The organism is Microbacterium sp. Root553 (assembly GCF_001426995.1).
Classification (GTDB): Bacteria; Actinomycetota; Actinomycetes; order Actinomycetales; family Microbacteriaceae; genus Microbacterium.
In genome coordinates this window covers 1,015,736-1,028,240 of record NZ_LMFY01000001.1, presented here as the reverse complement: position 1 = coordinate 1,028,240, position 12,505 = coordinate 1,015,736, and the positions used below count along the sequence as shown (strand labels likewise).

12 protein-coding genes are annotated in these 12,505 nt (G+C 69.5%); 10 read left to right on the top strand and 2 right to left on the bottom strand.

Going from position 1 to position 12,505, the window contains the following annotated elements:
- Positions 1 to 52: 52 nt before the first annotated feature.
- Entirely contained in the window at positions 53 to 985 is a 933-nt protein-coding gene (locus ASD43_RS04635; RefSeq protein ID WP_056419093.1) for a DMT family transporter, read from the bottom strand.
- A 310-nt stretch (positions 986 to 1,295) separates the two neighbouring features.
- On the opposite strand from ASD43_RS04635, the gene ASD43_RS04630 reads away from it, so the two are divergent.
- The 9 genes from ASD43_RS04630 to ASD43_RS04590 all read left to right on the top strand — a co-directional run bounded on the left by ASD43_RS04630 (position 1,296) and on the right by ASD43_RS04590 (position 10,633).
- Positions 1,296 to 2,582: an adenylosuccinate synthase gene (locus ASD43_RS04630; RefSeq protein ID WP_056414200.1), complete on the top strand. Its 1,287-nt coding sequence runs from the start codon at positions 1,296 to 1,298 to the stop codon at positions 2,580 to 2,582.
- A 7-nt stretch (positions 2,583 to 2,589) separates the two neighbouring features.
- Complete coding sequence (locus tag ASD43_RS04625; protein WP_056414197.1) at positions 2,590 to 3,699, top strand: lactonase family protein; 1,110 nt, start codon at positions 2,590 to 2,592, stop codon at positions 3,697 to 3,699.
- A 53-nt stretch (positions 3,700 to 3,752) separates the two neighbouring features.
- On the top strand, positions 3,753 to 5,129 hold the full coding sequence (locus ASD43_RS04620) for an MFS transporter (RefSeq protein ID WP_056414194.1): 1,377 nt from the start codon (positions 3,753 to 3,755) through the stop codon (positions 5,127 to 5,129).
- A gap of 240 nt (positions 5,130 to 5,369) precedes the next feature.
- Complete coding sequence (locus ASD43_RS04615) at positions 5,370 to 6,803, top strand: dihydrolipoyl dehydrogenase family protein (RefSeq protein WP_056414190.1); 1,434 nt, start codon at positions 5,370 to 5,372, stop codon at positions 6,801 to 6,803.
- Positions 6,804 to 6,991: 188 nt separating this feature from the next.
- Positions 6,992 to 7,294 (top strand): DUF427 domain-containing protein, encoded by a 303-nt coding sequence (locus tag ASD43_RS04610; protein ID WP_056414187.1) that lies wholly within the window; start codon positions 6,992 to 6,994, stop codon positions 7,292 to 7,294.
- Between the two features lie 64 nt (positions 7,295 to 7,358).
- Positions 7,359 to 8,249 carry an ABC transporter ATP-binding protein gene (locus ASD43_RS04605; protein WP_082539257.1) on the top strand — a complete coding sequence of 297 codons (891 nt, stop codon included), beginning with the start codon at positions 7,359 to 7,361 and terminating at the stop codon, positions 8,247 to 8,249.
- Complete coding sequence (locus ASD43_RS04600; RefSeq protein ID WP_056414185.1) at positions 8,246 to 8,926, top strand: ABC transporter permease; 681 nt, start codon at positions 8,246 to 8,248, stop codon at positions 8,924 to 8,926. Before ASD43_RS04605 ends, ASD43_RS04600 begins: the two co-directional genes overlap by 4 nt.
- Positions 8,923 to 9,657: an ABC transporter permease gene (locus ASD43_RS04595; RefSeq protein ID WP_056414182.1), complete on the top strand. Its 735-nt coding sequence runs from the start codon at positions 8,923 to 8,925 to the stop codon at positions 9,655 to 9,657. The genes ASD43_RS04600 and ASD43_RS04595 overlap by 4 nt, the downstream gene beginning before the upstream one ends.
- A 52-nt stretch (positions 9,658 to 9,709) precedes the next feature.
- Positions 9,710 to 10,633, top strand: coding sequence for an ABC transporter substrate-binding protein (locus ASD43_RS04590; RefSeq protein WP_056414178.1), 924 nt, complete (start codon positions 9,710 to 9,712; stop codon positions 10,631 to 10,633).
- 81 nt (positions 10,634 to 10,714) lie between these two features.
- On the opposite strand, the gene ASD43_RS04585 is transcribed toward ASD43_RS04590, so the two are convergent.
- Entirely contained in the window at positions 10,715 to 12,016 is a 1,302-nt protein-coding gene (locus tag ASD43_RS04585) for an AI-2E family transporter (RefSeq protein WP_235564024.1), read from the bottom strand.
- A gap of 102 nt (positions 12,017 to 12,118) precedes the next feature.
- Between ASD43_RS04585 and ASD43_RS04580 the strand changes: the two genes are divergently transcribed.
- On the top strand, positions 12,119 to 12,418 hold the full coding sequence (locus tag ASD43_RS04580; protein WP_045252643.1) for a chorismate mutase: 300 nt from the start codon (positions 12,119 to 12,121) through the stop codon (positions 12,416 to 12,418).
- Positions 12,419 to 12,505: the final 87 nt, after the last annotated feature.

Sequence of the window (12,505 nt, the reverse complement as noted above, 5' to 3'; positions counted from 1 at the left end):
AGGAGGGGGAAGCGGGAGGGGAGGCCTCGGCATGCCGGGCGGAGCGCACGGGTCAGGTGCGGCGGCCCCATCGCATGCGGGTGACGAGGACGCCGAGCAGGCACAGCGCGCCGCCCACGAACATGAGCGGAGTCGGCACCTCGCCGAGGATCGCCCACGACATCAGGATCGCGATCGCCGGAACGACGTAGGTCGTGGCGGAGGTCTGGCCCGCCGTGCTGCGTTGCAGGACGTAGGCCCAGGTCGTGAAGGCGATCGCGGTCGGGAAGATGCCCAGGTAGACGACCCAGAGCGTCGCGTCGAGCGGAGCCGCCTGCAGGGCGCCGACGAGACTGCCCGTCCAGGGGAGCAGGGCGACCGTGCCGGCCACGGCCCCGAGGAAGGTCAGTGTCGTCGCGTCGGACCCGGCGCTGAGCAGCCGCTTCTGCAGCAGCGTGCACCCGGCGTACATGACGGCGGCGAGCAGCGCGAGCAGCAGCCCGGTGATGTCGGGTCCTTCGCTCGTCGACGAGTTCATTCCGATCAGCACCACGCCGAGGAACGCGATCGGAGCGCCGATGACGAGCGGCCGCGGGAAACCCTCACGCAGGAACAGTCCGCTGAAGATCACCACCATCAGCGGCGCGAGGTTCACGACCATCGCCGCCGTGCCCGCGTCGAGTGAGCGCTCCGCGGCGTTCAGGGCGAGGTTGTAGACGCAGAACCAGCCGACGCCCCACACGGCGACGAGCCACCGGTGGCGACGTTCGGGCAGACGGATGCCGTGGCGCACCGCGATGATCGCGAGTGCTGCGCTGCCCACGGCCATGCGCAGCAGCGCCAGCGCGCCCGGGTCGAAGTGAGTGCCCGCACCGCGGATGCCGATGAACGCCGACGCCCACAGCACCACCGTGACGAGGGCGGCGACGAGCACGAGCGGACCCTGTGAGCGGGGCTTCGCGGGAATCAGGGTGTCGTCGCGCTGCACGCGACCGGTCTTCGGCATCCTCCGATCCTGGCACCGGCCACCGACATCGGAGATGCGCCCGAGCGACAGCATCCGTTCCTTTTCCGCCATCCGTGCAGCGCCTCCGGTCGGAGGTGTGCGATTGCAGGACGCATGCACGGATGCAGGACGGAACGCCGGCTTTCGTCCGCCATCCGTGCATCGGTCCTGCATCTGTGCGGCGCCCCGACCGACCGACCGCCCGACCTCCCCGACACGGCGGTGAAACACCCCTTCGGTAGGATGGGACCGCCCGCAGAGGGCCAGCTCATCAGCCGGTGCAAACCCGGCGGAAGCAAGGGGGATACCCATGCCAGGAATCGTTATCGTCGGCGTCCAGTGGGGCGATGAGGGCAAGGGCAAGGCGACCGACCTGCTCGGCGAGCGCACCGACTGGGTCGTGAAGTTCAACGGCGGCAACAACGCCGGTCACACGGTCGTGGTCGGCAATGAGAAGTACGCGCTGCACCTGCTGCCCTCCGGCATCCTCTCGCCCGGGGTCACGCCCGTCATCGGCAACGGCGTCGTCATCGACCTCGAGGTGCTCTTCAGCGAGCTCGAGGCGCTCGGCGGCCGCGGCATCGATGTCTCGCGCCTCAAGGTCAGCGCCAACGCGCACATCATCACCCAGTACCACCGGACGCTCGACAAGGTCACCGAGCGCTTCCTCGGCAAGCGCATGATCGGCACCACCGGTCGCGGCATCGGGCCGGCGTATGCCGACAAGATCAACCGCGTCGGCATCCGCGTGCAGGATCTGTTCGACGAGAACATCCTGCGGCAGAAGGTCGAGGGCGCCCTCGACCAGAAGAACCACCTGCTGGTGAAGATCTTCAACCGCCGCTCGATCACCGCCGACGAGGTCGTCGAGGACCTGCTCTCGTACGCCGAGCGTCTGCGGCCCATGGTCGCCGACACCGGCCACCTTCTCGACGACGCGCTGCGCCGCGGCGAGGTCGTCGTGTTCGAGGGCGGCCAGGCCACCATGCTCGACGTCGATCACGGCACCTACCCGTTCGTCACCTCGTCGTCGGCCACGGCCGGTGGCGCCTCGACCGGATCGGGGGTCGGACCGGGCGCGCTCGACCGCATCGTCGGCATCGTCAAGGCGTACACGACCCGGGTGGGCTCGGGCCCCTTCCCGACCGAGCTCTTCGACGAGCAGGGCGAGTGGCTGCGTTCGCGCGGCTTCGAGTTCGGCACCACCACCGGTCGTCCGCGCCGGGTCGGCTGGTACGACGCCCCCATCACGCGCTACGCGACCCGGGTCAACGGCATCACCGACCTGGTGCTGACCAAGCTCGACATCCTCACCGGACTCGAGCAGATCCCGGTCTGCGTGGCGTACGACGTCGACGGCACGCGCTTCGACGAGGTGCCCGTCAACCAGACGGACTTCCATCACGCGACGCCCATCCTCGAGTACTTCCCGGGCTGGAGCGAGGACATCTCGACCGCTCGCACGTTCGAGGACCTGCCGCAGAACGCGCAGGACTACGTGCTCGCGCTCGAGGGGATGAGCAACACGCGCATCTCGGTCATCGGCGTCGGCCCCGAGCGCGACCAGGTGGTCGTCCGCCACGATCTGCTGGACTGAGCGCATCGTGACCCGGTTCTGGCTCGGCGGATACGGCTCCGCGATGGAGGGCTCCGCCGACGGCATCGGGCTGCTCGCGGGCGACGCCGACAGGCAGACCGCCCTCGAGTACCGCGGGGCGGTCACGCAGACGCCGTCGCCGTCGTGGCTCGCGCAGCATCCGACCCTCGACGTCGTCTACGCGGCGCTCGAGGGGGATGCCGCCGTGCAGGCGTTCTCCCGCAGCGGCGAGTCCGCGCTCCGACCCCTCGGCGAGCCGGTCGAGGCCGGAGAGAACGTCTGCCACGTCGCGGTGTCGCCGTCCGGCGGATACCTCGTCGCCAGCTGCTACGGCGACGGTCGGGTCGTGCGCATCGGCATAGCCCCCGACGGAGGTCTGGTCGCGGATGCCGCGAACAGGGCCGCGGAACTGCGGGCGGCGCTGCTCGGCGAGACCCTGGAGACGTCTGCGCCGGCGGGCGTCGCCGCCGCGGCATCCGACCCCTATCCCGGCGAGCACACGGCCTCGGGCGACGAGCGGGAGTCGCACGCGCACTCCGCCGTCTTCCTCGCCGACGGACGCATCGCCACGACCGATCTCGGCTTCGATCTCGTGCGCATCTGGCGACCGACGGCGGGCGGGCTGATCCTCGATCACGAGATCGTGCTGCCGCTGGGCACCGGACCGCGCCACATGGTCGCGCACCCCAGCGGCCACCTGCATGTGGTGACCGAGTACTCGTGCGAGGTGTTCACGCTCGCCGCGGGCCGCGACGGCACGTGGGCGGTCGTGTCCGCGGTGCTGTCGAGCCCGATCGCCGAGGTGGGGGTGGACTTCCCCGCCGAGCTGGTGCGCTCGCGCGACGGACAGTTCCTCTACACCGCGTTGCGCGGCAGCAACACGATCGCTGCGCTGCGTGTGCGGGGCGGGGGCGAGAGCCTCGAATCGATCGCGCTCGCCGACTCCGGCGTGGACTGGCCGCGGCATCATCTCGTGCACGAGGGCAAGCTGCTCGTGGCCGGGCAGCGGTCCGACAGCATCGCCCTGCTCGACCTCGACGAGCGCACGGGGGCGCCGCTCGGCATCCGCCACACCGCCCAGGTGCCGACGCCGACGCACTTCCTGCCCGTCCGGTAGCCTCAACGGGCTCGCTTGACCTCAACCTTTGTTGAGGTTCTACCGTCGTGCCTATGACCATCGACACGGATGGGGTGCCGACCGAGAAGGTCGCGGCCCCCGGAATCATGAGCGGCGCCTACCTCTGGGTCACGATCGGGGCGTGCGCGCTCGTGTTCCTCGGGGCGTTCGAATCCCTCGCCGTCACCACGGTGATGCCCGTCGTCAGCGCCGACCTCGACGGCGAGCGCCTGTACGCGCTGGCATTCGCCGGGCCGCTGGCCACCGGGGTGATCGGCATGGTCATCGCGGGCAACTGGGCGGACCGACGAGGACCGGTGGCACCGCTGTACACATCGGTCGCACTCTTCGTGGTCGGACTGCTGGTGGCGGGTTTCGCGCCCACCATGGAGGTTCTCGTCGCCGGGCGGTTCGCCCAGGGACTGGGGAACGGGGGCCTGATGGTCGCCCTCTACGTGGTCGTCGCCCGGGTGTACCCCCGCGCGCTGCATCCCGCGATCTTCGCCGGCTTCGCCGCCGCCTGGGTCGTCCCCTCCCTCGTCGGACCCACGGTGGCCGGAGCCGTCACCGAGCTGTGGAGCTGGCACTGGGTGTTCCTCGGCGTCGTGCTCCTCGTCGTGCCGGCCCTGCTCATGGTGGTCCCGGCGCTCCGCGGGCTGTCCGGCGCCGGCGACGCGACGACGCCGTGGGCGCTCGGACGACTCGGGTGGGCGGTGCTCGCCGCGGCCGCGGTGCTCGCCCTCAACCTGGTCGGCGATGTGCCGGGGGCGGGCCTGGTCCTCGCCGGGGCAGCGGTGGTGGTGGCGCTCGTCGCGGTGCGGGCCCTGCTGCCGAAGGGAACGCTCCGCGCCGTGCGCGGCCTCCCCTCCGTGATGCTCGTGCGAGGGCTGGCGGCCGCAGGGTTCTTGGGTGCGGAGGTGTACATCCCGTATCTGCTGACCGAGCGCTACGCGGTCTCGCCCACAGTGGCCGGACTCTCGCTCACCGGCGGGGCGCTCGCGTGGTCGGTCGCCGCGACCGTGCAGGGGCGTATGAGCACCCGCCTGCCCAGCGCCGTGGCCGTGCGCATCGGCACGATCCTCGTCGCCGCGGGCGTCGCTCTCACCCTCGTCGCCGCCGCGTTCGCCGCGCCGGTCGCCTCCATCGTCGTCGCGTGGATCGTCGCAGGCGCCGGGATGGGACTGATGAGCCCGCGGACCAGCGCTCTCACCCTCGAGATGTCGGCACCCGAGAACCAGGGATTCAACAGCTCGGCGATGTCGGTCGCGGACTCGTTCGGCAGTGCACTCGCCCTCGCGATCACGGGGGTCCTGTTCACGGGTGTCGCCGCGGTCGCCGACCCGTTCGTCACCGTGTTCGTCTTCACGGGGATCATCGCGCTCGCCGCTGCGGTGCTCGCCCCCCGGGTCTCGCCGCGGGTGGCTGGCTGAGGAGCGGCCGTTCACAACTCAGCACAGGTCTGTGACATCGGGCGGGGAGGGGCCGTTCCGGGCAGATGGAGAATTTCCCTGCTGAGTTGTGAACGGGGACCCGCTCAGCAACCCCCGACCGCCGACCCCCAGCCACCGCCGGCGACGCGCCCGGGCTCTCTTGCACAGTGCTCTGCGGAACACCACCCCGTGACTCGACGTTGGTCTTGAGCAAGACTGGGCGACGGAGAGGTGCACCCCATGACTGCTGAGAAGACCGACGAATACGACCTGATCGTGCTGGGCGGAGGTCCGGTGGGCGAGAACGTCGCCGACCGCGCCGTGCAGGACGGACTGACCGCGATCATCGTGGAGAGCGAGCTGGTGGGCGGTGAGTGCTCGTACTGGGCCTGCATGCCGTCGAAGGCGCTGCTGCGTTCGGGCCAGGCCCTGCGTGCGGCACAGAAGGTCAAGGGCGCGGCCGAAGCGGTCACCGGAAAGCTCGACGTGCGCGCGGTGTTCGACCGTCGCGACTCCTTCACGAGCAACTGGTCCGATGACGGTCAGGTGAAGTGGCTCGACTCCGCCGGCATCGATCTGGCTCGCGGTCACGGCCGCCTGTCGGGCGAGCGGGAGGTGACGGTGACCGACGCCGACGGCGGCACCCGCGTGATCCGCGCCCGCCACGCGGTCGCGATCAGCACGGGCTCGGATGCCGTGATCCCCCCGATCGACGGACTGCGCGAGGCGTCTCCGTGGACCAGCCGCGAGGCGACCAGCGCCGAGGAGCTGCCCGAGTCGCTCGCCGTGATCGGCGGCGGAGTCGTCGCGGTCGAGATGGCGACGGCGTATGCGGCTCTCGGCTCGACGGTCACGATCATCGCCCGCAGCGGTCTGCTCGGCTCGATGGAGCCCTTCGCGGGCGAGCGCGTCGCAGCGGGGTTGCGGGAGCTCGGCGTCGACGTGCGCACCGACACCGGCACGACACGCGTCACGCGCGGCGACGACGGCGTGACGATCGTGCTCGACGACGACTCGACGGTCACCGCGACAGAGGTCCTCGTCGCCACCGGGCGCTCGCCTCGCAGCGGAGATGTCGGACTCGACGTCGTCGGTCTCGAGCCCGGGCGCTGGATCGTGGTCGACGACACGATGCGCGTGCCCGGCTCCGACTGGCTCTACGCGGTCGGCGACGTGAACGGCCGCGTGCTGCTGACGCACCAGGGCAAGTACCAGGCGCGTGCGGCCGGCGACGTGATCGCGGCACGCGCTCAGGGGGCGGATGTCGATGACGCGCCCTGGGGAAAGCACGTCGCGACGGCCGATCACGCGGCCGCGCCGCAGGTGACGTTCTCGTTCCCGGAGGTCGCATCGGTCGGGCTCACCGAGGCGCAGGCCCGCGAGGCCGGCATCGACGTGGCGGCCGTCGACTACGACCTGGGCGGCATCGCGGGCGCGAGCCTGTACGAGGACGGCTTCGCGGGTCAGGCCCGCATCGTGATCGACACGGCGCGCGACGTCATCGTCGGGGCGACGTTCGTGGGCCCGGAGGTCGCGGAGCTCGTGCAGACGGCGACGGTGGCGATCGTCGGCGAGGTGCCGATCGCCCGGCTCTGGCACGCCGTACCCGCGTACCCGACGATCAGTGAGATCTGGCTGCGGCTGCTCGAGACCTACGGGCGGGACTCCGCATGAGCGGGGCGGGCGCGGATGCCGGTGGGCGATCCGTTCCCGCATCCGCTCCGAACAGACGTCGGAGACAGGGAGCGTTCCGCGCGCCCTGACCCGGGATTGTTACTCACATCGACAGCCCCCGGCGCAAGCCCGGGACGGATGTCGCAGACCTCTTATACGCTCGAACCCACATCCGAGGAGGCAGGACCATGAAGGCTGTACTCGCAGGAACCGTCATCGCCGAGGCAGACGAGAGCGATCTCGCACGCATCGAAGGCAACTGGTACTTCCCGCCCGCATCGATCACCGAGGGAGCGCTCGTCGAGAGCCCGACCCCGTACACCTGTCCGTGGAAGGGCGCTGCGCAGTACTTCTCGGTGCAGGCCGGCGGAGAGCTGCACACCGACTACGCGTGGTCGTACCCGACGCCGTTCCCCAGTGCGTTCGACCGCGTCGGCAAGGACTTCTCGGGCTTCGTCGCCTTCGATCCGCGGGTCGAGATCTCCGAATGACCTCCGTATGCCGTAGACGGGGCGCTGACGCCCGTCTCGTCGATCCACCGACTGGAGACCAGCCATGATCGAATTCCGCAACGTCACCAAACAGTTCCCCGACGGCACCACCGCCGTCAAGGACTTCAGCCTGGTGCTGCCGTCCCGCAAGACGACGGTCTTCGTCGGGTCCTCGGGCTGCGGCAAGACCACCCTGCTGCGCATGATCAATCGCATGGTCGAGCCGACGTCCGGCGACATCGAGATCGACGGCGAGAACGTCCTCGGGGGCGACCCCGTGCAGCTGCGGCGGAGCATCGGGTACGTCATGCAGAACTCCGGGCTCATGCCGCACTTCACCGTGATCGACAACGTCGCCACCGTGCTGCGCCTGACCGGCGTCAAGAAGGGGCCGGCCCACGACCGGGCGCGTGAGCTGCTCACGACCGTCGGCCTCGACCAGTCCCTGGCCGAGCGGTACCCGAGCCAGCTCTCGGGCGGGCAGCAGCAGCGCGTGGGCGTGGCCCGCGGGCTCGCGGCCGACCCCAACATCCTGCTCATGGACGAGCCGTTCGGCGCGGTCGACCCGATCGTGCGCGCCGATCTGCAGACCGAGACGCTGCGACTGCAGCGCGAGCTCGACAAGACGGTCGTCTTCGTCACGCACGACATCGACGAGGCGTTCCTGCTCGGCGACCAGGTCGTGATCCTCGACAAGGGCGCGCGCATCGTGCAGGTGGGCAGCCCGAGCGAGATCATCGAGAACCCGGCCGACGACTTCGTGTCGTCCTTCATCGGCGCCGACCGCGGACGCCGCGCTCTGCATCTGCGGGAGACGCCGCACGGCACCGTCGTGGTCGACTCCGAGGGTCGCACGCAGGGAGCCATCGTGGCCGACGTCGAGAGGTCCGACGGTCCTCTCGCAGGACCGGATGCCGCCGCCCTCGGGGTCGTCCAGGGCGACGATCGCACGTGAACTGGGTCACCGACAACCTGGGGCTGATCTTCGAACTGACCCTGGTGCATCTGCGGCAGAGCATCATCCCGATCGTGCTCGGCTTCGTGCTGTCGCTGCCGCTCGGCTGGGTCGCGTGGCGGTTCCGACTCGTTCGCGGGCCGATCATCGTGCTCACGGGTCTGCTCTACACGATCCCGTCGCTCGCCCTGCTGATCCTGCTGCCGGCCGCACTCGGCTACTCGGCCATCAGCGAGTCGAACCTCGTGATCGCCCTGACCATCTACGCGATCGCGATTCTCGTGCGCGCGGTGTCCGATGGCCTCGACTCGGTCGACGACGGGGTGCGGCAGGCCGCCACCGCAACGGGATTCGCGGCCTTCCGCCGCTTCTGGGCTGTGGAGTTCCCCCTGGCCGGGCCGGTCATCCTCGCGGGTCTGCGTGTCACTGCGGTGAGCACGATCTCGCTCGCCACGGTCGGCATCCTGATCGGCGTCACGAATCTCGGCTATCTCTTCACCAACGGCCTCGAACGACGCATCATCGCCGAGGTCTTCGCCGGCGTGATCGCTGTCGTCGTCATCGCGCTGGTGATCGACCTCATCCTGCTGGTGATCGGCCGCGCGCTGATGCCGTGGACCCGCGCCGCGTCCAAGCCGACCGCCGCCCGCGCTCTCGCCGTGGGGGCTCCCGCATGAACCTCTTCGCGGAGGCCATCGCCTGGATGCTCGCCCCCTCGCAGTGGACGGGCAGCTACGCGCTGCCCGTGCTGCTCGGTCAGCACCTCGTGCTCACGGCGATCTCGGTGCTGATCGCGGCCGTGATCGCCCTCCCGATCGGCTGGCTCATCGGTCACACCGGACGCGGTCGCGAGATCGCGGTGGCGGTGTCGGGAGCGGCTCGCGCGATCCCGGCGTTCGGCCTGATGGTGTTGCTCGTCCTGCTGCTCGGCGTCCTGCGCGTGCCGCAGGCCGCAGTGGTCACGTTCGTGCTGTTGGCGATCCCGTCGCTGCTCGCGGGCGCTTACACGGGACTCGAGGCCATCGACCGTCGGGTCATCGACGCCGCGAAGGCGATGGGCATGACGGGCTGGCAGGTCTTCTGGAAGGTCGAGGTGCCGCTCGGTCTGCCGCTGCTGGTCGGCGGCATCCGCTCGGCTCTCCTGCAGGTCATCGCCACCGTCACGATCGCCGCATACGTCAACCTCGGCGGCCTCGGATACCCGATCATCCAGGGCATCCCGCTGCGTCGGTTCGATCAGGTGCTCGCCGGCGCGATCATCGTCGCCGTGCTCGCCCTGATCGTCGATCTTCTCCTCGCGGCCGCTCAGCATGCCGCGGTCCCCGCAGGCCTGCGCACCGGCCGGCAGGCCGGACGCCGGTCCCGCGCCTCGGCGCGACCCGCAGCCGTGACGCCCGCGGCCGCCTGAACCGCCCCTCACCGTCCCATTCCCCACAGCAGTTCCAGAGAAGAGGAAGTCCATGTTCACAGCACGAGGCAAGCGCTCCGTCTTCGCCGTAGGCCTTGTCGCCGCGGCGGCACTCGCCCTGTCCGCCTGCAGCTCGAGCAACCCGCTCGACGAGCCGTCCGAATCCAGCTCCGGCTCGGGCGGTGGCGACACGATCGTCGTCGGATCGCAGGCGTACTACTCCAACGAGATCATCGCCGAGATCTACGCGCAGGCACTCGAGGGTGCCGGCTTCGACGTCGAGAAGAAGCTCAACATCGGTCAGCGCGACGCGTACATGCCCGACGTCGAGTCCGGCGCGATCAACGTCTTCCCCGAGTACACGGGCAGCCTGCTCGAGTACATCTCGGATGACGACGTGACCGTGACCAGCCCCGACGACGTCTACGCCGCCCTGCAGGATGCTCTGCCCGACAGTCTCACGGCCCTCGACTTCGCCGAGGCGACCGACCAGGACTCCTACACGGTGCTGAAGAGCTTCGCCGAGGAGAACGACCTGAAGACGATCGGCGACCTCAGCAAGGTCACCTCGCCGGTCACCATCGGCGCGTCGCCCGAGTTCGAGCAGCGTCCGTACAGCCCGGCGAAGGCCAAGGAGGTGTACGGCGTCGATCTGACGTTCTCGGCCACCGGCCCGACCACGCTCGAGTCGCTGCTCGCCGGCCAGATCCAGGTCGCAGACATCTACACCGCCGACCCGGCCTTCGAGACCGAGGACATCGTGGCCCTGGAAGACCCCGAGAACCTCATCATCTCGTCGAACGTCGTGCCGATCGTCTCGAGTGACATCGCCGACGACGTGTCCGATGTGCTCAACGCGATCAGCGCCAAGCTGACCGGCGAGGAGCTCGTCGCTCTCAACGTGCTGAGCACGGTCGACCAGCAGTCCTCCGCCGAGATCGCCAAGAAGTGGCTGGCTGACAACGACCTCAGCTGAGATCACTGTCGCCCCGTCGCAGAAGTGCCCGGTCCCGCACGGGGGCCGGGCACTTGTGCGTCCGCGGGCGAGTCGCGAGCGCTAGACCCGGGAGTCCTGCCGGGGGATCAGCACCTGCTTGATGATGATGAGGATGGATGCCGCGACCGGCACCGCGACCAGTGCACCCAGCAGGCCGAGCAGCGTGCCGCCGGCGAGGGCGCCGATCACGACGAGCGCCCCGGGCACGGCGACCGCACGGTTCATCACGCGCGGGGTGATCACGTACGCCTCGATCTGCATGTAGACGAGGTAGACGATCGCGAAGACGAGGGCAGCGATCGGATCGCTGAAGAGCGCGAGTCCGGTGCCGACGATCCAGAAGATCACCGAACCGACGAGCGGGATGAGCGTGATGCAGAACGCGACCGTCGCCATCAGCGGGGGGAACGGCAGACCGAGGAAGAAGTACAGCAGGAACGCGAGGATCGCGTTGCAGAGCGCGAGCACCACCATGCCCATGACGTAGGCGCCGACCGAATCGGTGATCTGATCGGTGATGTCGCTCGCACGAGCGCGGTCACGGGCGGGAGCGAGGCGCAGCATCCCCGCCTTCATCGTGGGCAGCGTCGCCACGAAGTAGAGCGTCAGCACCAGCACGACGATGATTCCCGAGATGGCGTTCGCGATCGAGGCGCCGACCTGCAGCGCCCCGCCCCCGATCGTGGCGATGTTGCCGGGATCGGTGAGGAACTTCTGCACGTCGGCGACGAGGCTCTGGAACTGATCGCCGAACTGGGCGTCGAGAGTCGCGTAGAGGTCGCTGCGCGTGAACTCCTGGATCATGCCCGGGACGGACTTCACGAAGCCGGCTATCTGATCGATGACGACCGGAAGCACCATCCAGAGGACCAGCGCGATCACCACGACCAGCCCGGCGATCGAGACGACGACGGAGAGCGCCCGCGAGAGCCCGCGTCGCTCGAGGAACCGCACGGTCGGGTCGAGGCCGAGGGCCGCGAAGAGCGCGAGGGCGATGTAGATGAGGACGGTGGAGAGGTTGGCGACCGCCAGGCCGAGGACGAGGGCGGCCAGGCCGCCGAGCGTCACCAGGAAGCCGAACACGAAGGGGCGGTCGATCCGGGTCCAGAACGAACGGCTGGGGGTCATCGGTTCGATGATCACCGGACGGGGGGAGGCGAGCGCATGTGCGACAGCGGTGTCGGCCGGGCCGGTGGTGTGCGGGTCGGTCGCGTGTGGCTCGGTGGCCCGCGGGTCCGCCGTGGTGGGATGCTCGGTCGCTGCTGCCGTGTCGACGGTGAGAGCCGGCAGCGAGGCCGCCGCGGGAGCCCCGGATGCCGCATCGGGCGCTGTCGAGGAGGGGTCCTGATCTTCACGGCTCATGTGCTCACGATACTGCCGACGCGGGTCTCGTCTGCAGGATGTGGAGCCCGCATCCGCGCACACGGAGGGTCGTGTGGCCCCGTGTTTCCGTAGAGTAGGGGCATGACCGCCGTCGAAGATCCTCGGGCTGAGCTCCTCCGCCTTCGTGCCAGTATCGACAACATCGATGCCGCCCTCATCTTCATGCTCGCCGAGCGTTTCCGGGCGACGCAGCAGGTCGGCCAGCTCAAGGCCATGCACGAGATGCCGGCATCCGACCCCGGCCGCGAGGAGCAGCAGGTCGCGAGGCTCAAGTCGCTCGCGGAGGAGGCGCATCTCGACCCCGAGTTCGCCGAGAAGTGGTTCAACTTCGTGGTGGCCGAGGTCATCCGCCATCACACCGAAGCCGCAGAAGGACGATGATCCGGTCGTCCGAGCGGATGACAGTGTGTGCAGCACTCACCCGCCCGGAGACCGAACTAAGTTTATTGAATAAACTATGACTGAGCG